The sequence below is a fragment of the Streptomyces uncialis genome (assembly GCF_001905345.1).
Lineage (GTDB): Bacteria > Actinomycetota > Actinomycetes > Streptomycetales > Streptomycetaceae > Streptomyces > Streptomyces uncialis.
Window position 1 is genome coordinate 83,019 of the sequence record NZ_LFBV01000006.1, and the last position, 21,900, is coordinate 104,918.

The following is a 21,900-nucleotide window of genomic DNA, read 5'->3' on the forward strand; positions in this document are numbered from 1 at the left end:
CCGGGGCGGCGGCCCGGGACCCCGGGCGAGCGGAAGGGGAGGCGGGTCGGGATGTCCCGTACGGACGTGGTGATCGTGGGGGCGGGCGCCGCCGGGCTCTCCCTGGCGCACTGGCTGACCGAGCCGGGAACGCCGGGCAGCGGCCCCGGTACGGGGACGGGTTCCGGTACGGAGCGGGGTACGGGGACGGGTGGCGGGCCGCTCGATGTGACCCTGGTCGAGGCCCCCGGGGGTCCGCTGCGGCCCGCGCCCCGGACCTGGTGCTACTGGGAGCCGCCCGGCGGTCCCTACGACCATCTGCTCACCGCGTCCTGGGACCGGCTGCGGGTCCGGGCGCCGGACGGGAGCGGCGAGGTCCGGCGGACGGACCCGCTGCGGTACAAGATGCTGCGGTCCACCGACTTCGAGGCGGCGGTCGGCGCCCGGCTCGCACAGGTGCCCTGGGTACGCCGGGTGACGGCCACCGTCGACACCGTCGTGGACTCGCCGGGCGGCGCGGAGGTGGTGGGCACCCGCGCGGACGGCTCCCCGCTGCGGCTGCGGGCCCGCTGGGTCCTCGACTCCCGCCCGCCGCGCGTCCTGCCCCCGGCCCGTACCGTGCTGCTCCAGCACTTCCGGGGCTGGTTCGTGACGACGGACGACCCGGTGTTCCGCCCCGGTACCGCCGACCTGATGGACTTCCGGACCCCGCAGCCCGACCGGGGCCTGTCCTTCGGGTACGTCCTGCCCACCGGCCCCCGGACCGCGCTGGTCGAGTACACGGAGTTCTCCCCCGGGGTGATCGGCGACGCGGCGTACGACCGGGCGCTGCGGCACTACCTCGGCACGGTCCTGGGGGTCGGGCGCTACACGGTCACCGGGACCGAGCACGGGGTGATCCCGATGACGGACGCGCGGCTGCCGCGCCGCACCGGCGCCTCGGTGTTCCCGATCGGGGCCGCGGGCGGCGCGACCCGGCCCGCGACCGGGTACACCTTCGCCGGGACCCAGCGCCAGACCCGCGCGGTCGCCGCCGCGCTGCGCTCCGGCCGCACGCCCCTGCCGCCGCCCGCGCACGGCGCCCGTTCCCGGGCCATGGACGCCGTGCTGCTGCGCGCCCTGGACACCGGACGGGTCGGGGGCGCCGACTTCTTCGCCCGGCTGTTCCGCACCGTCCCCACCCCGGTCCTGCTGCGGTTCCTCGACGGGGGGACCGGGCCCGTACGGGATGTGTCGATCGGGCTGCGCACCCCCGTCCTGCCGATGCTGCGCACCGCCCTGGAACTCCCGCTGCTGCGGCGCCGCCCCCATCCCGGGGCACCCGCCGCACCGGCGTCCCCGCCCCCTCCCACCCCCCACCGTGAAGGGTCACCGTGATGACACTGCTGCGCGACGACGACCTGTCGGACGCGTTCGACCACGCGTCCCGCACCTACGACCGGCTGGTCGCCGTCAACCCTGGCTACCACGCCCAGCTGCGGCGCTCCGCGCGGCGCCTCGGGCTGCCCCACGGGGGCGCCGGGCTGCGCGTCCTGGACCTGGGATGCGGCACCGGCGCGTCCACGGCCGCGCTGCTGAGCGTGGCGCCCCGGGCCCGGATCACCGCCGTCGACGTGTCGGAGGGCATGCTGGACCGGGCCCGCGCGAAACGCTGGCCGCCGTCGGTGTCGTTCGTCCGCTCACCGGCCGAGGCGCTCTGCGACCACCAGGTCGGAGGGCCCTTCGACGCGGTGTTCGCGGCCTATCTGTTCCGCAATCTCACCGACCCCGACCGGGTACTGACCTCGCTGCGCGCCCTGCTGGCGCCCGGCGGGCGCTTCGCGGCGCACGAGTACGCGCTGAGCGGCCGTCCCGCGCACCGCGCCGTGTGGCGGGCGGTGTGCGCCGGGGTGGTCCTGCCCGCGGGCACCCTCACCGGCGACCGGGTGCTGTACAAGCATCTGCTGAGCAGTGTCACCCGCTTCGACACGGCGCCCGCGTTCGGTGAGCGGGTGCGGCGGGCCGGGTTCGAGCGGGTGCGGGTGCTGCCCGTGTCCGGCTGGCAGACCGGTGTCGTCCACACGGTCGTCGCGGCGGCCCCGGGCGGAGGAGCGGCGTGAACACGTATCTCACCGGCGCCGGCGGCATCCGCCGTCCGGCGCCGCGCCGGGGCCGCGACCGCCGGGCCGTGGCCGTCCGCGCCGCCGCCGGGCGGCCCCGGGTCGAGGGGCCCGCGCCCCGGGCGGCCGTGGTCGGCGGGGGGATCGCGGGGCTCGCCGCGGCGACCGCGCTCGCCGAGCGGGGGGTCCGCGTCACCCTGTACGAGCGCGAGCCCGTCCTCGGCGGACGGCTCGCGGGCTGGCCGGTCCGGCTGGCCGACGGGTCCACCGCGACGATGAGCCGCGGCTTCCACGCGTTCTTCCGGCAGTACTACAACCTGCGGGGGCTGCTGCGGCGGGTCGACCCGGGACTGGACGTGCTGCGCCCGCTCCCCGACTACCCGCTGCTGCACAGCGACGGACAGACCGACGGGTTCGCCCGGGTCCCGCGCACCCCGCCGTTCAGCGCGCTCGGCTTCGTCGCGCTGAGTCCGTCGTTCGGCTGGCGGGACCTGGCCCGGATGAACCCCCGGGCCGCGCTGCCGCTGCTGGACGTGGGGGTGCCCGGGGTGTACGACCGGCTGGACGGGATCAGCGCCTGGGACTTCCTGGAGCAGGTGCGGTTCCCGGCGGCGGCCCGGCATCTGGCGTTCGAGGTGTTCTCCCGCAGCTTCTTCGCCGACCCCCGGCAGCTGTCCGCGGCGGAACTGGCCCTGATGTTCCACATCTACTTCCTCGGCTCCAGCGAGGGCCTGCTGTTCGACGTGCCCGCCGAGCCGTTCCCGGCGGCGCTGTGGGACCCGCTCGCCGGATATCTGACCGGGCACGGCACCGAGGTGCGCACCGGGTCGGGCGTCGACGAGGTGACGCCCCTGGACGACGGCGGGGTGTCCGTCACGGGCGACGGCCGGAGCACCCGGTACGACGCGGTGGTGCTGGCGCTGGACCCCGCGGGGCTCACCCGGCTCGTCGCCGCCTCGCCGCGCCTCGGTGACGGCCCCTGGCGGGAACGGGTCCTCGCGCTGCGGACCGCGCCGCCGTTCCTGGTCTCCCGGCTGTGGCTGGACCGGCCGGTCGCCGCGGACCGGCCCGGGTTCCTGGGCACCAGCGGGTTCGGCTCGCTGGACAACATCAGTGTGCTGGACCGCTGGGAGGGCGAGGCCGCGCGGTGGGCCGCCCGGCGGGGCGGGGCGGTGGTGGAGCTGCACGCGTACGCCCTCGATCCGGGGGCCGACCGGGCGGCGGAGGAACGCGCGCTGATCGGGCAGTTGCACCGGGTCTACCCGGAGACCTTGCAGGCCCGGGTCGTCGACCAGCGGCATGAATGGCGGGCGGACTGTCCGCTGTTCCCCGTCGGGGGGTACCGGGAGCGGCCCGCGGTGCGGACGCCGGACCCTGCGGTGAGCCTGGCGGGGGATCATGTGCGGACGGGGCTGCCGGTGGCGCTGATGGAGCGGGCCGCGACCAGTGGGTTCCTGGCGGCGAACTTGCAGTTGGCTCGGTGGGGGGTCGGGGGGCAGCACCTCTGGTCCGTCCCCACCCAAGGCCGCACCCCGGCCCTACGCGCCCTGACCCGAGCGTTTTCCGCATAGGCGTTCGCTTGTGCGTTCGGGGTATGTCCGGGTGAGCGCACTCCGTCCCTGCGCCGTCGCTCGTGGGTTTCGCGCAGTTCCCCGCGGGTCGCCTTCGCTTGCGCTTCCCAGGTCCGTCCGGCGGGGCGTACTTCGTCCCTGTGCCCTCGCTCGTGGGTTTCGCGCAGTTCCCCGCGGGTCGCCTTCGCTTGCGCTTCCAAGGTCCGTCCGGCGGGGCGCACTTCGTCCCTGTGCCGTCGCTCGTCGTTTTCGCGCAGTTCCCCGCGCCCCTTTGGGGGCGCTGCCTGCCTGGTGCTGTCGGTCAAGTGCGGGCCTGTTCTCGTTTTCGCGCAGTTCCCCGCGCCCCTTTGGGGCGCCTTCTGCCGGTTCTTCGGGTCGGTGCCGGTCGGGATTCTCCGTCCTCGCTCCAACGCGCTCGGTAGGGACGGGAAGGTGACCCCACTGGTGGCGTCGGAGTCTGCGGGCAGAGATTCCCGCCCACCCCCTCCCGCAGCAGCGCGACCGCGCCAGGAGGGGGGCCCGCACCCGAAAGACAACGGGAATGGGGCGCCCCGTCAGGGGCGCGGGGAACTGCGCGAGCAACCAAGAGCTATCCGCAGCCGAGCAGGTACCGGAAGGGGCGCGACCTCAGGGGCGCGGGGAACTGCGCGAAGACGAGGGCAGACCCGCACCCGACGAACAAGCCCGAAGGGGCAGCATCCAGGGGCGCGGGGAACTGCGCACCCCACGAACGACGGCACAGGAACAAGTGCGCCCGGCACAGGAAACCCAGGGGCGCGGGGAACTGCGCGCCCACGGACGACCCGGACAGGGACAAGTACGTCCAGCACAGGAGACCCAGGGGCGGGGGGGAGGGCACCCGTGGGGGGCGGGGTCAGCCCGGGAAGCGGCCCGCCGCTCTCAGGCGCCAGCGGCGCTCCGCATACGCCAGGTCGTCCCGCCAGAGCCGCCCCGCGGCCCTCCGCACCAGCGGCCGCAGCACCGGCGCCACGGCCCGCGCCACCCCGAACCCGGCCCGGTCGGACGCCGCGATCACCGCCTCCACCACCGCCGTACGCGGCACCCCCGCCGCGTCCGCCCCGAGCGGTGTCGCGTGGGACTCCACGACCGACCCCCGCCCCTCCCCCCGCACGATGCGCATGACGACGGTCCGCGGCTCGGGCGCGGTGAACTCCGCCCGCACCGGGACGACGGCCCGCCCGGCGACCTTGAACGAGACGTCCACCACGAACGCGTCGTCGTCCTCCGCCGCCCCGTCGGCCGGCGCGCTCACCACCGTGAGGTCCACGAAGGAGTACGGATGGAACCAGGCACCGTGCCAGGGGTCGAGCCGGTTGGCGACGATGTCCTCGGGTTCGCAGCGGCCGACGGCGGTGTACACCGCGTCCACCACGCCCCGCGCCAGGTCCGGCCGAGGGGGCACCACGGGGCGTTCGGTGGCGGGCTCGCCGCCCACCTGGTCGAGCCGGACCCAGACAAGGACCCCGTCGTCGTGCGCGGGATACGGTTCCCAGCCCGCGAACGGCCGCCCGTCGAGGGCCATCCCGTGCCAGTGGCACACCAGCGTGCCGCACCGCACCGGACTGTCCTTGAGGGGTGCCCCGAGATGGGGACACGCGCCCGGCCCGGCCCGCAGCCCGCCCGTCGCGTCCCGCCAGACGACGATCTCCGTGCCTTCCACGGTCCGGCCGAGCGGCCGGTCCCGGGGCACGTCACGGGAGGCACCGACGACGTACCAGTTGCCGGAGGGGCGGGCCTGGGCCCGTTCGAGGGCCTGGGCGATCAGCGCGGGCCGCGCGTCCCGCCAGGTGGGACGCATGTGCTCCCAGGGCACGACCGCACGGCGCAGCCGCAGCGGGACCCGGGGCCGCCGGGGGGAGGACGGATCCGTCACGCGGCACCCCTCCCGGAGCCTGTCGAAGCGGAGGCGGAGGGCATAGGGGCGGGCGACGGGGATGGCGCCGTCCGGAAGCGGGCGCGGCCCCGGGCGAACAGGGCGCCCGTGAATCCCCGGAGCGCGACGGCGGCCCGCCGCCGGTCGCTCACCACGGCCCTGCGGTGCAGTACCGCGTACCCGTCGGCCGCGATGGCGTCGAGGATCTCCCCGTACAGCACGAACGCCGTCCGCACGCATGGCCGGGACACCGGGTCGAGGAGTTCGACGCCGGGCGCGGCGGCGGTGTAGACCCGGCGGGTCAGCGCCTCCGCGTCGGTGAGGGCGGCGGTGATCCGCGGGTCGCGGTGCCCGGTGGTCCTGCTCCAGCCCAGCAGGTCCCGGTCGACGCCGTGCGCGGCGAGCAGATCGGCGGGGAGGTACACACGGCCCCGGTCCAGGTCCTCCCCCACGTCCCGCAGGAAGTTGGTGAGCTGGAAGGCGACCCCGAGGTCGGCGGCGTACGGCTCGGCCGTGGCGCGGGGGACGACGGTCCCGAGGACGGGCAGCATCTGGAGGCCGATCACCGCGGCGGACCCGTGCATGTAGCGGCGCAGCTCGGCGTAGGTGGCGTAGTCGGTGACGGTGAGGTCGCTGCGCATCGACGTCATGAAGTCGCTGAACAGGCCGGGGTCGATGGCGTACCGGGCGGCGGTGTCGGCGAGGGCGGTGACGACCGGTTCCCCGGTGCGTGCGCCGCGCAGCCCGGCCAGCAGCCGCTGGTGCAGGGCGTCGAGGGCGTCGGCCCGTTCACCGGGGGTGGCGGTGGCGCCGAGGTCGTCGACGATGTCGTCGGCCCGGCGGGCGAAGCCGTACAGGGCGTGCACGGCGGGCCGGCGCGCGGCGGGCAGCAGCCGGGTCGCGAGGAAGTACGTCCTGCCGTGGCGGGCGTTGAGCGTGCGGCAGCGGGTGTAGGCGGCGCGCAGGGCGGGGTCGGTGATCCCGGCGGCGTCCAGTTCACGGTCCGTCATGCGCGGTGGCCTTCCTTGGCGGACGGGGAGCGGGGGGCCGTGACGGTCGTGGGACGGCCGTGCCGGACCAGACGGGGGCCGGTGACCCGGGCGGCGGCGAGCTTGCCGGAGAGCAGCACCGTGGGTACGCCGACCCCGGGGGTGGTGCCGCAGCCCGCGAGTACGGCGTTGGCGGTGCCGTTCACCAGGTTCCGGGGGCGGAACGGGCCGGTCTGCGCGAAGGTGTGCGCCACCGCGAACGGGGTGCCCGCCGCGTGTCCTTCGGCCGTCCAGTCGACGGGGGTGACCAGGCACTCCTCCTCGATCGCGGCGGCCAGGCCGGGCATCCCCCGCCCCTCCAGCTCGGTGAGCAGGGCGTCCCGGTAGCGGGGTCCGAGCCGCCGCCACTCGTCGGTGCCCGGTCCGATGTCGGTGTTGGGACAGGGCGCCAGCACATAGTGGAGATGGCGGCCGGGCGGGGCGAGGGAGGGGTCGGTGGCGGTGGGCCGGGTGATGAGCAGGGACGGGTCGCTCATCAGACGCCCGGTGCGGGTCAGTTCACGGAACGTCTCCTTCCAGGCGCCGCCGAAGGAGATCGTGTGGTGCCCGAGGTCCGGCCAGGTGCGGTCCGTCCCGGCGTGCAGCACCACGGCGGACGGGGCGTGCCGCAGCGGGCGGACACGCCGTGGGGCGCGGCCGAGCAGCCGGTAGCTGACGGGCAGGTCCGGGGTGAGGACGACGGCGTCGCAGGCGATCCGGCCGTCCTCGGTGTGCACGGCGGTGATCCGCTCGCCGCGCCGCTCCAGCCGGGTCACCGTGCTCCCGTACCGGAGGTCGGCGCCCGCGTCGGCCGCCGCGTCGGCCATGGCCCGGGGCAGCGCGTGCACCCCGCCGCGCGGGAAGTACACCCCGGCGACGGTGTCCATGTACGCGATGACGGCGTACGCAGCGAGCGCGCGGGCCGGTGCGACACCCGCGTACAGGGACTGGAAGGAGAAGACCCTGCGCAGCCGTTCGTCGGAGAGGAACCGTCCGATCCGGGCGTCGAGGCGGCCGAATCCGCCGAGGGCCGCGAGCCGTACGAGGTCGGGGTGCAGCAGACCGAGCGGCGAGTCGAAGTTGGTGTCGATGAACCGGGCCTTCTGCGCCCGGTAGACCGCCTCCAGCCAGCTCCGCAGCCGCCGGTATCCGAGGGCTTCGCGGGCTCCGGCGAACCGGTGGATCTCGGCCTCCATCGCCGCCGCTCCGGTGTGCACGTCGAGGGCGGAGCCGTCGGCGAAGCGGGCCCGGTAGGCGGGGTGGAGCGGGATCAGGTCGAGCCGGTCGCGCAGGTTCTCCCCGACGGCCTCGAACGGCTCCGCCATCAGGTCGGGCATCGTGAGGACGGTCGGCCCGGTGTCCATCCGGTACCCGGACCGGGTCATCGTCCCGGCCCGGCCGCCGGGCCCGGTGTGCCGTTCCACGACGGTCACCCGCCGTCCGGCGCCGAGCAGATGCAGGGCGGCGGCCAGCCCGCCGAGTCCGGCACCGACCACGACGACATGGTCGGTGGGTCCCTTCAGGGCTCTCATCGGGATGCTCCTTCGTGGGGTGCGGTGCGGGGACGCCCGGCGGCGGAAGCGGGACGCGCCGGGGGGCGGGGCGGGTCCGACGGGCCGCCGCGGGGGGCGGGCTCGTCCGGGGCGGGCGCGGGCTCGTTCGAGACGGGTGGGGGAAGCGGGTCGGGGGCCGGGGGCCGATCGGGCGGGGGGTCGCCGCGGGCGATGGTGGCGAGCAGGTGCCCCAGGCGTTCGGCGGCCCGGGGCGAGCCGCCCGTCACGGCCGCCAGATGGCGGCCCGCGAGCGTGACGAGGTGGTCGATCCGGGCCTCGACGACCTCCCGCGCCCCGGTCGTCACGAGCGTGGCGCGGACCCGGTCGAGGTCGCCGGCCGAGAGCTGCGGGTCCCCGAGTGCCGCGTCGAGGACGGCCACCGCCGCCCGGTCCCCCGACGACTGCGCGCGAGCCCGGCCCACCGCCGTCAAATAGGTCAGCTTCCCCTCCCGGATGTCCTCACCGGACGGTTTGCCGGTGGCCTCCGGGTCCCCGAACACCCCGAGCAGATCGTCGCGGAGCTGGAAGGCGATCCCGGCGCAGCGGCCCGCCGCGCCGAGGGACCGCGCGGTGCGTTCGTCGGCCCCGGCGAGCGCCGCGCCCAGGGCGAGGGGCCGTTCCACCGTGTAGAGGGCGCTCTTGAGCCGGGCGACCCGCAGTGCCTGGGCGCGGGAGCGGGCGCCCGTCACCTGGCCGTGCAGGTCGAGGTACTGCCCGGCGACCATCTCGGTGCGCAGCGCCCGCCATTCGGCGCGGACCCGGGCACGTACGGCGTCCGGCAGGTCGGTGTCGGCGACCGTGTCATCGGCCCAGGCCAGTGCGAGGTCCCCGGCGAGGACGGCGGCCGAGCTGGCGAAGTCGGTGCCGCCGGGGCGCCGCGCGCCGGAGCCGTACTGCTCGCGCAGGGCGGTGTGGAGGGCGGGACGGCCCCGGCGCAGCGGTGAGCCGTCCATCACGTCGTCATGGACGAGGGCACAGGTCTGGATGAGTTCGAGGCCCGCCGCGAACCGCAGCGCGGGGGCGACGGTGCCGGGGTGGGCCCCGCAGGTGCGCAGGGCCCACCACAGGAACTGGGACCGCAGCCGTTTCCCGCCGTCCAGGGTGAAGCGGGCGACCCGTTCCGCGAGGTCGCGGGCGAAGAGCGGGTCGAGGTGCGCGGCTTCCCGGCGCCGCTCGCCGAGCACGGCGGCGAGGGTGCGTCCGACGGCGGCGGGCACGTCCGAGTCGATCAGCCGTGCCTCGCTCTCCGGGGACGGTACGCGGCGGTGGCCGGGCGGGGGTTCGCGCAGCGACGCGGGGCCCGTGGGCGGGCAGGGGGCGGCGGCGGGGTGGTCCTGCGCTGCGGTGCGACGCATCGCGCATCCTCTCGTCGCGTGGTTCGGCTGTCTCCCGGGACCTGTTCGGGACGAGGGCCTCGTTTGGATGCGGGGTGCCGTGCGGCAAGCTGTTCGGGTGCCACGCGTCTGGCCTACCAGCGCGGTGCGGTGGGCGGCCCGAAACCCACCGTGGGTGGGCCACGTTCCACACCACCGGCCCATCGGGGGTGCGCTCGCAGGTCGCCTTCGCTTGCGCTTCTGAGGTTTCCTGGGCTGGGCGTACTTGTTTCCTGTGCCGTCGCTCGTGGGGTGCGCGGTTCCTCGCGCCCCTGGGTACGCGGTGCTGGGCGTACTCCGTTCCTGTGCCGTCGTTCGTGGGTTTCGCGCAGTTCCCCGCGCCCCTTTGGGGCGCGTTCTGCCGTCTTTCGGGTCGGTGCCGGTCGGGATTCTCCGTCCTCGATCCGACACGCTCGGTACGACGTGTCGTTGCCCGACTGAAGAGCATCGGAGTCTGCGAGCAGAGATTCCCGCCCACCCCCTCCCGCAGCAGCGCGACTGCGAGAGGAAGGGGGCCGCACCCGAAAGACAGCAGCAATGAGGCGCCCCGTCAGGGGCGCGGGGAACTGCGCAAAAGACGAGGGCAGACCCGCACCCGACGAACAAGCCCGAAGGGGCAGCATCCAGGGGCGCGAGGAACTGCGCGAGCAACCACAGGCGACCCGCACCCGAACAGGAACCGCAAGAGGCGCGCCGTCAGGGGCGCGGGGAACTGCGCAAAACGAGGACAGCCCCGCACCCGAAGAACAACCCGAAAGGGCAGCATCCAGGGGCGCGGGGAACTGCGCACCCACGGACGGCTCGCACGGGCACAAGTACGCCCAGGGGTGGAACCCCAGAAGCGCGAGCGAAGGCGACCTGCGGGGAACTGCGCACCCACCGAGTGACGGGGCCGGGACAAGTACGCCCGGCACCGGAGACCTGGGGAGCGCAAGCGAAGGTGACCCGTGTGGAGACGGTCAGACGCGGGTCAGGGACCCGGGGCGAGCTCCGTCAGACGCCGCCGCTGGTCCGCGTCCAGGGTCAGCCCGGCCGCGGCCACGTTCTCCTCAAGATGCGTGATCCGGGACGTGCCCGGGATCGGGAGGACCACGGGCGAGCGGTCCAGGAGCCACGCGAGGGCGACCTGGGTGGCGGTGGCGCCGAGCTCCGCGGCCACCGCGGCGACCTCCTCCCGCTCCCCCGCGCCACCCCAGGCGATCGGCCGCCACGGCAGGAACGCGATGCCCGCGGCCGTGCACGCGTCGAGCACGGCGTCATGCTCACGGTCGAGCAGGTTGTAGCGGTTCTGGACACTCGCGATGTCGACGATCTCCCGTGCGCGCGCGAGTTCCGCGACGGTGACCTCGGACAGTCCGACCCGGCCGATCTTCCCCTCGGTACGGAGGTCGGCCAGGGTGCCGAGCTGATCGGCGAAGGGGACCTCCGGGTCGACGCGGTGCAGCTGGAGCAGCTCGATCCGGTCGGTACGCAGTCGCCGCAGGGCCAGGTCGACCTGGTCGCGCAGCACGGCCGGGCGGCCGTCCAGGCCCCACTCCCCCGAGTCGGCCGAACGCGCGAGCCCGACCTTCGTGGTGACGAGCAGTCCGTCCGGGTAGGGGTGCAGGGCCTCGGCGACGAGTTCCTCGTTGGCGCCGCCGCCGTACATATGGGCGGTGTCGATCAGGGTGACGCCGAGGTCGACGGCCCGCCGGAGGACCGCGAGGGACGTGGCCCGGTCGGCGGCGGGTTCGGTCGGCAGCTGCATCGCGCCGAAGCCGAGCCTGCGCACGGTCAGGTCCCCGCCGATGCGGAATGTGGTCGGATTCATGTGCGGTGCTGCTCCCTTTTCGCTCAAGCGGCCACGCTAGCAGCGGCTTTGAGGGCGGCGAACCCCCGTTCGGGGGGTCCGCGCTCACCCGGGCAGGTCCCGCCCGTACAGTGCGCCGAGCATCCGCAGCGCCTCGCCGAGGCTCGCCGGCTGTACGGCGCCCTCGACCGGGGCACCCGCCCAGCCGGGCCCGGCGGCCATCACCGTCGCCCGGGTGCGGGCGCCCCGTACGCCCCAGGTCATACCGCCGACGCGCCGGACCAGCGCGCGGCCGGCGGTCGCACGGGACTGCGACCACAGCACCACCGCGGCCGGACCCGCCCGCCGGACCGCCTCGTCGAGGGCGTCCGCGGGCACCGCCGCGCCGAACATCCGTACCGGCACGCCCCGTTCGGCCAGGCCCGCCGTGAGCGCCTCCAGCGGCAGGGTGTGCAGCTCGCCCGGCGCGCACGCGACCACGACGGGCGGACCGGGCTGCGGCGGGACGGGCCGCGCGGGGACCCGGCGCAGCGCGGACGAGATGTGCCACGACAGCAGATGCTCCACCTCGACGTACCGCTCCCCCGATGTCTCCCACTTCCGGCCGACCGCGCGCAGCGCGGGCATCATCACCTCGTCCCAGGCGGTGACGAGTCCGTGTGCGGCGAGCACCTCGCCGAGCAGCGCGTCGACGGCCCCGGAGTCCAGCCGGACGGCGGCCCGCGCGAGGCCCCGGCACTCCGGGCGCACCCGGCCGAGCGGCAGCGCGCCCCAGTTGCCGGGACGGGCCGGACGGCGCGCGGGGCCGTCGGCGGGACCGTCCGGCGGGGCGTCGGGGCCGGTGGGAGCCTCGGCGGGTGCCGCGGCGACGGCGCCGGGCGGGCCGGAAGGGGCCACCGCGGCGGACCGGGCCGTCCGTGCGGCCTCCGCCGGGGGCACACCGGCCGCGGTGAGGCGGCACATGGTCTCCAGGACGGCGATGTCCGCCGGGGTCCAGCGCCGGTGCTTGGCGCCCTCGTGGTGGACCGGTCCTATCCCGTAGCGGCGGTCCCAGGACCGCAGCGTGGTCGGGGCGACACCCAGCCGACGGGCGACGGCACCGGTGGTGAGCGCGGCGCCGTACGGGGTGTCGGGCACGGCGGCCGGACCGCCGTCCCCGGCGGCGGATACCGGGTCGGGGTCGGCCGCCGCGACGGTGATCGTCGTGGACGGGCGGGCGGTGCGCCGGGACGCGGGGGACGACGGAGTGCGGTGGGGCATGCCCACAGCCTAGGACCGACGCACAAACGACGCGTGTTGCGCCGGATGTACGGGGAACCCGAGGGTCGGACCGGGCGGCGGCGCCCGAGCGCGCCGTCATCCGTATTCCGCACGCCAGCTCAGAGGAGTCACCGTGGTGGCCACCGACGTACCGCGCGAAGCACCCAGCGCGCTCCCCCGGCGTGCGCCGGCCGAGGAGACAGGGCAGGACGAGCGGTTGTCGGCCGCTCTGGTCGCGGGCGACCCGGACGCCCTCACCGATGCCTACCGCCGCTGGGGAACCCTGGTGCACACCCTGGCGACCCGGGCCATCGGTGACGCCAGGGAGGCGGAGGACGTCACCCAGCAGGTGTTCCTCGCGGTGTGGCGGGGCCGGGCCGGATACCGTCCGGAGCGCGGACCGCTGGTGGCCTGGATCGTGGGCATCACCCGCCGGAAGACCGCCGACGCGCTGTCCGCGCGGACCCGGCGGGGCACCCTGGCCGCCGCCGCGGCGGCCGTCGCGGCCCCCGAGCCGTCCCGGCCCGAGGCGGACCCGGAGTCCGCTCTCGACCGGGTGCTGGTGACCCAGGCGCTGCGTGGTCTGACACCCGTCCAGCGGGATCTGCTGTGCCTGGCCTTCTACGAGGATCTGACCCAGGCCCAGATCGCCCGGCGCACCGGGCTTCCGCTCGGCACGGTCAAGAGCCATGTCCGCCGTGGCCTGCACCGGCTGCGCGGCAGCCTGGCACCGGAGGAGCGCCCCGCCCTGCGGACCGCCGCCTGACCCGCGGGGCGTTGTCACACCCCTCTGCTACAACTTCCGGCCATGAGCACTCAGACCCACGACGCACCGACCCCCTCCGAGCTGGAGTCCTTCATCGTGCGGGCCAAGTCCGCCACGTACGCCGCGGGCGGCGGCCGGATCGCACCGGTCCGCACGGCTTCGCACGACCTGGAGTACCGGGAGGACGGACTCGTCTACCGGGACAGCTACTTCGGGGGCACCGACTTCCTCGGGCAGGAGACCGTCCACTCCCATGACCTGCCGGTCTGGGGCATGAACTACCACGGGTACCTGCTGACCGGGGGAATCGACGCCCGCACGGCGGGCGAGGTCATCCAGGAGGCGCTCACCGCCCTCTACGCGGAGGGCCGCTTCCTCGGAGGGTTCCGGTACACCGTCGGCGGCTTCGTCTATCACGACGAGACCACCGGCGAGGTGAACCGCTTCCGGGGCACCGAGCACATCACGCTGCCCGACGGCACCCGCGCGTACGAACTCGTCTACCACGGCGGACGCGTACTCGACTGATCCGCTGTCCCCCGCTCAGTCCTTGCCCCGGGCCGCCCGGAAGCGGTCCAGCCCGTCGGCCAGTTCCACGATCGGCTCGGGGTAGTCGTAGCGGGCCCGTTCGGATGCCGCCAGCTTCCACGGCTCATGGACGGCGGCGCCCGTGAGCCCGGCGAGTTCGGGCACCCAACGCCGTACGTACACCCCGTCGGGGTCATGGCGTCTGCCCTGGCGGACCGGGTTGAGGACGCGGCCCGGCCGGGTGTCGGTGCCGGTCCCGGCCGCCCACTGCCAGTTGAGCTGGTTGTTGGCGAGGTCACCGTCGACCAGCAGGTCGAGGAAGTGCCGGGCGCCGGTCCGCCAGTCGATGTACAGGGTCTTGGTGAGGAAGCTCGCGGCGAGGAGTCGGCCCCGGTTGTGCATCCAGCCCTCGTGGGCGAGCTGACGCATGGCCGCGTCCACGGCGGGGTAGCCGGTGCGGCCCGCCTTCCAGGCGGCCACGTCCCGGTCCGCGCCGGCTCCGGTGCGCCAGTGGTCGTGCTTGGTGCGGTAGTCACCGGTCGCGGCGCCGGGGCGGGCCGCGAGGACCTGGTGGTGGAAGTCCCGCCAGCACAGCTGGCGGACGAAGGCCTCGGCACCCGGCCCGCCCGCCTTGCGGGCCCGGTGCACGAGCTCGGTGGCCGACAGGGTGCCGAAGTGCAGATGGGGGGAGAGCCGTGAGGTGAGGTCGCCGGGCAGGTCGTCGTGCCCGTCCTCGTAACCCGCGAGATGTCCGCGCAGCCAGCGGGAGGCCCGCGCCCGTCCCGCGCGCTCCCCGCCCTCGGTGAGTCCCGGCGACACCCCGGTCACCGCCGCACGGGTGGGGACGGGGTCCGATCCCGCGTCCCGCGGCACCCGGACCTTCCGGGGCGCGGCCAGCGGACCGCGCAGCCGCTGCTCGGCCCAGCGGCGGTGGTACGGCGTGAAGACGGCGAAGTGGTCGGAGCCCTGCGGGGTGACGGCGCCCGGCGGCAGCGCGGTGACGACCGCGTCATGGACCCGCAGCAGCCCGCCCGCGGCCTCGACCGTCTCCCGCAGCCGCTGCTCCCGGCGGGCCGCGTAACCGCTCACGCCCGCCGCGACATGGACCTCCCGGGCGTCCGTGGCCGCCATCACCTCGCGCACCACGTCCGCCGGGTCACCGGTGCGGACGACGAGCCGACCGCCCCGGTCGCGCAGCGCGGCGTCGAGATCCTGGAGGCAGTCGGCGAGGAACGCCCGCCGGTTGGGCGCGCCGAATCCCGCGGCCTCGACACCCGGGTCCAGCACGAACAGCGGCACGGTCTCCTCGGCCGCGTCGAGCGCGGCGCGCAGCGGCGGATGGTCGTGCAGTCGGAGGTCGGAGGTGAACAGGACGACGGAGACGGTCATGGCGCCATTCCTTGGTCGGGCCGGGTCGGGTACGCCCTGTTCGGCCGGGCCCCGGTCCCTGGATGCACCGGGACGGGCGGTCAGCCGGTGGGAGGTGTGCCCGCGGGGTCGGGGACGGCCTTCGGCGCGCGTTCCGCCGTCCGGGCGATGTTGCGGGCCATCCCGCCGAAGACGACGGAGTGGAACGGGGAGACGCTCCACCAGTAGAGGTGCCCGAGCAGGCCGCGCGGATGGAACAGCGCGCGCTGCCGGTAGCGGGTGCGGCCGTCGTCGGTGCGGTCGGCGGTCATCTCCAGCCAGGCGAGGCCCGGCAGCCGCATCTCGGCGCGCAACCGCAGCAGATGTCCCGGTTCGATCTCCTCGACCCGCCAGAAGTCCAGCGAGTCCCCGGCGCGCAGCCGGTCCGCGTCCCGGCGTCCCCGGCGCAGCCCCACCCCGCCGACGAGCCGGTCGAGCTGGCCGCGCACGGCCCACGCGAGCGGGAAGGAGTACCAGCCGTTGTCCCCGCCGATGCCCTCGATGACCCGCCAGAGCGCGTCCCGCGACGCGTCGACGACGGCTTCCCGGCGGTCGGTGTAGAGGCTGCCGCCCGCCCAGTCGGGATCGGTGGGCAGCGGGTCGCTGGGGGCACCGGGGGTCGAGGCGGACGACCAGCGGGTGGTGACGTTCGCCTCCTTGACCCGGCGCAGCGCGAGGGACAGCGCGGTGTCGAAGGGCAGGGGGTGGCCCGGCGGGTCGGGTACGTAGCGGGCGATGTCGTGGTCCTGCTGGACGACCTCGTAGCGCAGGGATTCGGCGAGCGGACGCGCGATGGTCCGGGGGACGGGGGTGACGAGTCCGATCCAGTGGCTGGACAGCCCCGGCGAGAGCATCGGCACGGGCAGGATCAGCCGTCGCGGGAGTCCGGCGACCTCGGCGTAGCGGGCCATCATGTCCCGGTACGTCATGATGTCGGGCCCCGCGATGTCGAAGGAGCGGTTGACGTCGTCGGGCATCCGGGCGCTGCCGACCAGGTAGCGCAGCACGTCACGGACGGCGACCGGCTGGACGCGGGTGCTGACCCAGCTGGGGGTGACCATGACCGGCAGCCGCTCGGTCAGATAGCGCAGCATCTCGAACGAGGCGGAGCCGGAGCCGATGATGACGGCGGCCCGCAGCACCGTCGTGGGGGTGCCGGATTCCAGCAGGATGCGGCCGACCTCCGCGCGGGACCGCAGATGGGGCGAGAGATCGTGCTCGGGTACGCCCGCGGGGGTGAGTCCGCCGAGGTAGACGATCCGGCGGACGCCCGCGGCACGCGCCTGCTCACCGAAGTTGCGGGCGGCGTCACGGTCGGTGCGTTCGAAGCCGGAGCCGCCGCCGAGGGCGTGCACCAGGTAGTAGGCGACATCGATGTCCTGGAGCGCGGCGCGGGTCGACGCGGCGTCGGTGACGTCGCCGCGGACCGTCTCCGCGTCGGCGGACCAGGGGTGGTCGCGCAGTGCCGCGGGGTTGCGGGCCAGGCAGCGGACCTGGTGGCCCGCGTCCAGGAGTTCGGGGACGAGCCGTCCGCCGATGTATCCGCTGGCCCCGGTGACGAGGCAGCGCAGCGGTGGGGTCCCGTCGGGCATCGTGGCCTCCCGTGCTCACGCGGTCGGCCTGCCGCCGCACCGCTCTGCGGTCCTCCCTCACCCGGACTTCCGTCCCGCCCCGCCCACCGGATGCACCCACCCGCACCAGCTTCCCGCCCCGAAGCCCCCTTGTCCTCCCCAGCCCGCCATTCGCCCCCGCGTCCGGGTTCCCTGTGCCGGGCGTACCGACGCCCGTGCGGGTCGCCTTCGCTCACGCTCCCGAGGTCTGTCCGACTGAACGCACTCGTCCCTGTGCCGTCACTCGTGGGGTGCGCAGTCCCCGCGCCCCTGGGTTTCTGTGCTGGGCGTACCGACGTCCGTGCGGGGACGTCCGGGGGTGCGCAGTTCCCCGCGCCCCTTTGGGGGCACCCACCTGGGGCTGTTCTCAGTCTGCGGGTGGGATCAGACAGCGGACCGGCATCAGCCCGGCCGGGGTGCAACCACCCTCCTCGCGGACTCGCATGGCTGCCGAAGGGGGTGGGCGGGAATCTCTGCCCGCAGACTCCGATGCTCTTCAGTAGGACCACATGAACGTCGTACCGAGCGTGTCGGATCGAGGACGGAGAATCCCGACCGGCCCCGACCCGAAAGACAGCAGAACGCGCCCCAAAGGGGCGCGGGGAACTGCGCGAAGACGAGGACAGCCCCGTACCCGAAGAGCGACCGCAAGGGGGCAGCATCCAGAGGCGCGGGGAACTGCGCAAACCCACCGAGCGACGGCACAGGAACGAAGTACGCCCAGCCGGACAGACCTGGGAAGCGCAAGCGAAGGCGACCCGCGGGGAACCGCGCGAAACCACCGAACGACGGCACAGGAACGAGGCGCGCCCAGCGCAGGAAACCCAGGCGGGCGCAAGCAACCGCGACCGCCGGGGCCGGAGGAAAAGCCCCCCGACCCCGACGGCGTCAGTCGTCGGGGTCGACCCGCTCAAGCGCGGGCGACGGCGCACTCCCCGCCGCCAGCAACGAATCCGCCGCAGCCGTATCGGTCACGAGACTCGTGACCAACCCGGACCGCAGCACCGCGTCGATCGCCGCCGCCTTCCGCCGCCCCCCGGCAATCGCTATGACCTCGGGAATCCGCCGCAGCCGATCGGCCTCGACGGTGATGCACCGCTCCCCCAGGTCCCGCCCGACCCGCCGCCCGTCCGCGTCGAAGAGATGCGCGGACATCTCCGCGGCGACCCCCAGCGACGCGTAATGCGCGCGTTCCTCGTCGGTGAGCATGTCGTGCACCGTGGAGATCCCGGGCTCCCAGGAGCCGATCGACACACAGGCGACCGTCACCTTGTCGAAGTACTCGAAGGCACGGGCGATCCCGGTCTGCTGCCGCAGCGCGTTGGCCGTCGCCGCGTCGGGCAGCAGCATCGGCGCGTAGATGGGGTGCGCGTCGCCCCCGGAGACCTGGGCCGCCCGCCGTACCGCCTCCACGGACCCGCGCTCGGCGGTCCCCGCGTCGTAGACACCGGTGAGCTGCACGACCGTGCAGGGCGGCAGCCGGTCGAGGGCGGCGGCCATATGGATGGTGGAGCGCCCCCAGGCGAGCCCGAGGACATCGCCTTCCGCCACCAGCTCGCCGAGAAGGTCCGCGGCGACCTCGCCGAGGTTCTCCGGGTCCGGCGACTCGGCGGCCTCGGCGGGCGACTCGACGACCACGGCGTGCCGCAGACCGTAGCGGGCCCGCAGGGCGTCGGAGCGTTCCGCGTCGAGCTCGGCGGGTACCCGGATCTCGATCCGCACGAGATCACGCTCAAGGGCGGTTTCCAGGACCCGGGCCACCTTGAAGCGGCTGACGCCGAACTCCTCGGCGATCTGGATCTTGGACTTGCCCTCAAGATAGAAGCGGCGGGCCATGGCGGCGGCCTGAACCAGCTCAGCGGGTCCCATCCGCAAGGCTGATCTGCCCGCCGAGAAGCCAGTCACGGCGATCTCCTCACTGCTGTTCACTTCTGTTCACAACCTGGGTATTGCCGTTCATCCTCGCAGATCCGGACCGGCCGAACAGCTCGGACGAACGCCGTTCACTATTCGGTGGCTCAGTGGTCGCAGGCCCAGGCCGCACCGGCGGTGGCCGACTCCGCCAGGGTGCGCAGCCCGCGCACGGCGTCCGCGGGGTCGTCCGCGCCGTAGACGGCGGAGCCCGCGACGAACACGTCCGCGCCCGCCTCGGCGCACCTCTCGATGGTGGTGGCCGAGACCCCGCCGTCGATCTGGAGCCACAGTTCAAGGCCGTGCTTGGCGATCAGCTCACGGGTGCGGCGGATCTTCGGCAGCATGATGTCGAGGAACGATTGCCCGCCGAACCCCGGCTCGACCGTCATGATCAGCAGCATGTCGAGCTCGGGGAGGAGGTCCTCGTACGGCTCGATGGGGGTGGCCGGTTTCAGGGCCATCGAGGCGCGGGCGCCCTTGGCGCGGATCTCGCGCGCCAGCCGTACGGGGGCGGCGGCGGCCTCCGCGTGGAAGGTGACCGACCCGGCACCCGCCTCGACGTACTGGGGGGCCCAGCGGTCGGGCTGCTCGATCATGAGGTGGCAGTCGAGCGGGATGTCCGTGGCGCGCGCCAGGGACTCCACGATCGGTACGCCCAGCGTGAGGTTGGGCACGAAGTGGTTGTCCATCACATCGACGTGGAGCCAGTCGGCGCCGTCCACCGCACGGGCCTCGTCGGCGAGGCGGGCGAAGTCTGCGGAGAGAATACTGGGATTGATCTGCACGGCCATGGTCCAAGACTGCCATGCCGCGCGGCGGTTGCCCGCCGCGGTCCGGACCGGAACCCCGCAGACCGGTACGGACCGCCGCACGGCGGGACAGCGGCGGCGGCGCGGACCGGCGTACGGTGCCGGAACCGGCGCTCGGACCGGTACGGCATGCCCTCGACCCAGGGAGCGAACGACATGACGCACAGCGACCCGCACGCGACGGTGGCGGATGTGTCCGTACCGGACACCAGGATCGCGGTGGCGGCCACGGAACTCGTCCGGGACACCACCGACGACCTCGTCTACCACCACTCCCGCCGGGTGTACTTCTTCGGTGCCCTCCAGGGGCGGCGCCGGGGGCTGAGCTTCGACCCGGAGCTGCTGTACGTGGCGGCCATGTTCCATGACATCGGCCTCGGCGCCGAGCACCGCGGCAGCGGACGCCGCTTCGAGGTGGACGGGGCGGACGCGGCCCGCGCGTTCCTGCGCGGGTACGACGTCCCCGAGGACAGTGTCCGCCGGGTCTGGACGGCCATCGCCCTGCACACCACCCCCGGTATCCCGCAGTACATGGAACCGGAGGTCGCGCTGGTCACGGCGGGCGTCGAGTACGACGTGCTGGGGATCGGCTACGACGAGCTGAGCCCGGGTGCCCGGGAGGCCGTGGTCGCCGCCCATCCGCGGCCGGACTTCAAGCGGGCGATCCTGAAGGCGTTCACGGACGGCATCGCGCCCAAGCCGGAGACCGCCTTCGGCAATGTGAAGGCCGATGTCCTGCGCCACTTCGTCCCCGGCTTCACGCCCGGCGACTTCGTCGAGGTGATCCAGGACTCGCCCTGGCCCGAGTGAGGGGCCAGGGCGGGCACGGCGGTCAGGCGGTGCGGCGCAGCAGGGCGAGGTACATGGCGTCGGTGCCGTGCAGATGGGGCCACAGCTGGACGTCGGGTCCCTCGCCGAGCGCGGGGACGCCGGGCATCAGGGGGCGTGCGTCGACGAGCTCGGCGGCGCCCGTGAAGTCCCGCAGGACGTCGTCGACGACCGCGCGGGTCTCCGCGAGGTGCGGCGAGCAGGTGGCGTAGCCGACGATCCCGCCGACCCGTACCGACTCCAGCGCCCGCTCCAGCAGCGCGCGCTGCAAGGGCGCGAAGCCCGCGAGGTCCTCCGGGCGGCGCCGCCAGCGGGCCTCCGGGCGGCGGCGCAGCGCGCCGAGGCCGGTGCAGGGCACATCCATCAGGACCCGGTCGAAGCTGCCGGGGCGCCAGGGCGGGCGGGTGCCGTCGGCGGTGATGACCTGGTACGGGCCCGGGTTGCCGCTGAGGGCGCGGGCGACGAGTCCGGAGCGGTGCGGCTGCTTCTCGGCGGCGAGGAGGAAGGCGCCGCGTTCGGCCGCGAGTCCGGCGAGCAGGGCCGCCTTGCCGCCGGGCCCGGCGCAGCCGTCGAGCCACTTCTCGTCCCGCCCCTCGACGGGTGCGGCGGCCAGCGCGAGGGCGACCAGCTGGCTGCCCTCGTCCTGGACCCCGGCCCTGCCCTCCCGTACGGCGTCCAGCGCGCCGGGCTCGCCGCCCTCGGTGAGGCGTACGGCGTACGGGGACCAGCGGCCCGGCAGGCCGCCCTCGGTGGGCAGCCCGTCCAGCAGGGCGTCGGCGGTCATCCGGCCGGGGCGGGCGACGAGGGTGACCTCGGGGCGTTCGTTGTCGGCTTCGAGCAGGTCCTCGATTCCGGCACGCGGGCCGCCGAGGGAGTCCCACAGCGCGGAGACCACCCAGCGGGGATGCGAGTGGACGACCGCGAGGTGGTCCTCGGGGTCCTCGTCGTAGGGCGGCGCCACCAGCTCCAGCCAGCCGTCGAGATCGTGCTGGGCGACCTTGCGCAGCACCGCGTTCACGAACTTCGCGCGGCCGTCACCGAGGACGACCCGGGCCAGTTCGACGGACGCGGAGACCGCCGCGTGGGTGGGGATACGGGTGCCGAGCAGCTGGTGGGCGCCGAGGCTGAGCACATCGAGGACCGGCGGGTCCACCTCGCGCAGCGGCCGGTCGACGCACCGGGCCAGCACGGCGTCGTACGTGCCCTGACGGCGCAGGGTGCCGTACACGAGCTCGGTGGCGAGGGCCGCGTCCCGGTGGTCGAAGTCGCCGTTCTCCCGGGCCTTGCGCAGCAGCGGGGGCAGCACGAGGTTGGCGTAGGCGTCCCGCTCGTCCACGGCCCGCAGCGCGTCGAACGCGAGCATCCGTACGGGGTCCTTCTGCGGACGGCGGTAGGGGCGGCCCTGGGGGGCGCCCTTGCCGCCCGGCCGCCGGGAGGTGGACTGCGTCGGCCTGCGCCGCTGATCGTTCACGAAAAGGTGCTCCGGGGAGAA

17 protein-coding genes are annotated in these 21,900 nt (G+C 74.7%); 6 read left to right on the forward strand and 11 right to left on the reverse strand.

Features of this window, described 5'->3' with window-relative positions; all coding sequences use genetic code 11:
* Positions 1 to 51: 51 nt before the first annotated feature.
* Genes AB852_RS22925 through AB852_RS22935 form a run of 3 tightly spaced genes read left to right on the forward strand, consistent with a single transcriptional unit; the run spans position 52 to position 3,649 of the window.
* Positions 52 to 1,356 (forward strand): lycopene cyclase family protein, encoded by a 1,305-nt coding sequence (locus AB852_RS22925; RefSeq protein ID WP_073791901.1) that lies wholly within the window; start codon positions 52 to 54, stop codon positions 1,354 to 1,356.
* The gene (locus tag AB852_RS22930; protein WP_073791904.1) at positions 1,356 to 2,078 is read left to right on the forward strand and encodes a class I SAM-dependent methyltransferase; all 723 of its coding nucleotides are present in this window, start codon (positions 1,356 to 1,358) and stop codon (positions 2,076 to 2,078) included. Before AB852_RS22925 ends, AB852_RS22930 begins: the two co-directional genes overlap by 1 nt.
* The gene (locus tag AB852_RS22935; protein WP_073791907.1) at positions 2,075 to 3,649 is read left to right on the forward strand and encodes an FAD-dependent oxidoreductase; all 1,575 of its coding nucleotides are present in this window, start codon (positions 2,075 to 2,077) and stop codon (positions 3,647 to 3,649) included. Before AB852_RS22930 ends, AB852_RS22935 begins: the two co-directional genes overlap by 4 nt.
* 874 nt (positions 3,650 to 4,523) lie before the next feature.
* Here AB852_RS22935 and AB852_RS22945 read toward each other — a convergent pair.
* The 6 genes from AB852_RS22945 to AB852_RS22970 form a co-directional block, all read right to left on the reverse strand.
* Positions 4,524 to 5,468, reverse strand: a complete 945-nt coding sequence (locus AB852_RS22945; protein WP_079184894.1) for a Rieske (2Fe-2S) protein — start codon at positions 5,466 to 5,468, stop codon at positions 4,524 to 4,526.
* A 71-nt stretch (positions 5,469 to 5,539) separates the two neighbouring features.
* Positions 5,540 to 6,553 carry a phytoene/squalene synthase family protein gene (locus AB852_RS22950; protein ID WP_073791916.1) on the reverse strand — a complete coding sequence of 338 codons (1,014 nt, stop codon included), beginning with the start codon at positions 6,551 to 6,553 and terminating at the stop codon, positions 5,540 to 5,542.
* Positions 6,550 to 8,103: a phytoene desaturase family protein gene (gene crtI, locus AB852_RS22955; RefSeq protein ID WP_073791919.1), complete on the reverse strand. Its 1,554-nt coding sequence runs from the start codon at positions 8,101 to 8,103 to the stop codon at positions 6,550 to 6,552. Before crtI ends, AB852_RS22950 begins: the two co-directional genes overlap by 4 nt.
* Complete coding sequence (locus AB852_RS22960) at positions 8,100 to 9,479, reverse strand: polyprenyl synthetase family protein (RefSeq protein WP_073791922.1); 1,380 nt, start codon at positions 9,477 to 9,479, stop codon at positions 8,100 to 8,102. The genes crtI and AB852_RS22960 overlap by 4 nt, the downstream gene beginning before the upstream one ends.
* Before the next feature lie 988 nt (positions 9,480 to 10,467).
* Complete coding sequence (locus tag AB852_RS22965) at positions 10,468 to 11,307, reverse strand: aldo/keto reductase (protein ID WP_073791925.1); 840 nt, start codon at positions 11,305 to 11,307, stop codon at positions 10,468 to 10,470.
* Between the two features lie 84 nt (positions 11,308 to 11,391).
* On the reverse strand, positions 11,392 to 12,546 hold the full coding sequence (locus tag AB852_RS22970) for a MerR family transcriptional regulator (RefSeq protein ID WP_079184866.1): 1,155 nt from the start codon (positions 12,544 to 12,546) through the stop codon (positions 11,392 to 11,394).
* A gap of 133 nt (positions 12,547 to 12,679) precedes the next feature.
* Here AB852_RS22970 and AB852_RS22975 point away from each other — a divergent pair, with 133 nt between their 5' ends.
* Together AB852_RS22975 and AB852_RS22980 are read left to right on the forward strand one after the other, a co-directional pair.
* Positions 12,680 to 13,312, forward strand: a complete 633-nt coding sequence (locus AB852_RS22975; protein WP_399505403.1) for a sigma-70 family RNA polymerase sigma factor — start codon at positions 12,680 to 12,682, stop codon at positions 13,310 to 13,312.
* 42 nt (positions 13,313 to 13,354) lie between these two features.
* Positions 13,355 to 13,840 carry a DUF5680 domain-containing protein gene (locus tag AB852_RS22980; RefSeq protein ID WP_073791930.1) on the forward strand — a complete coding sequence of 162 codons (486 nt, stop codon included), beginning with the start codon at positions 13,355 to 13,357 and terminating at the stop codon, positions 13,838 to 13,840.
* Between the two features lie 15 nt (positions 13,841 to 13,855).
* Here AB852_RS22980 and AB852_RS22985 read toward each other — a convergent pair whose 3' ends face one another.
* The 4 genes from AB852_RS22985 to rpe all read right to left on the reverse strand — a co-directional run bounded on the left by AB852_RS22985 (position 13,856) and on the right by rpe (position 19,562).
* The gene (locus AB852_RS22985) at positions 13,856 to 15,229 is read right to left on the reverse strand and encodes a cryptochrome/photolyase family protein (protein WP_073791933.1); all 1,374 of its coding nucleotides are present in this window, start codon (positions 15,227 to 15,229) and stop codon (positions 13,856 to 13,858) included.
* 80 nt (positions 15,230 to 15,309) lie between these two features.
* Positions 15,310 to 16,839, reverse strand: a complete 1,530-nt coding sequence (locus AB852_RS22990) for an SDR family oxidoreductase (RefSeq protein ID WP_073791936.1) — start codon at positions 16,837 to 16,839, stop codon at positions 15,310 to 15,312.
* 906 nt (positions 16,840 to 17,745) lie between these two features.
* Positions 17,746 to 18,786 (reverse strand): sugar-binding transcriptional regulator, encoded by a 1,041-nt coding sequence (locus tag AB852_RS22995; protein ID WP_073791939.1) that lies wholly within the window; start codon positions 18,784 to 18,786, stop codon positions 17,746 to 17,748.
* A gap of 89 nt (positions 18,787 to 18,875) precedes the next feature.
* Positions 18,876 to 19,562, reverse strand: a complete 687-nt coding sequence (gene rpe / locus AB852_RS23000) for a ribulose-phosphate 3-epimerase (RefSeq protein ID WP_073791942.1) — start codon at positions 19,560 to 19,562, stop codon at positions 18,876 to 18,878.
* 174 nt (positions 19,563 to 19,736) lie between these two features.
* On the opposite strand from rpe, the gene AB852_RS23005 reads away from it, so the two are divergent.
* A complete protein-coding gene (locus tag AB852_RS23005; protein ID WP_073791943.1) occupies positions 19,737 to 20,390 on the forward strand; it encodes an HD domain-containing protein in 654 nt (217 codons plus the stop codon).
* A 22-nt stretch (positions 20,391 to 20,412) separates the two neighbouring features.
* Here the strand turns inward: AB852_RS23005 and AB852_RS23010 are convergent, their stop codons facing one another.
* The gene (locus AB852_RS23010; protein WP_073791946.1) at positions 20,413 to 21,879 is read right to left on the reverse strand and encodes an RsmB/NOP family class I SAM-dependent RNA methyltransferase; all 1,467 of its coding nucleotides are present in this window, start codon (positions 21,877 to 21,879) and stop codon (positions 20,413 to 20,415) included.
* Positions 21,880 to 21,900 lie beyond the last annotated feature (21 nt).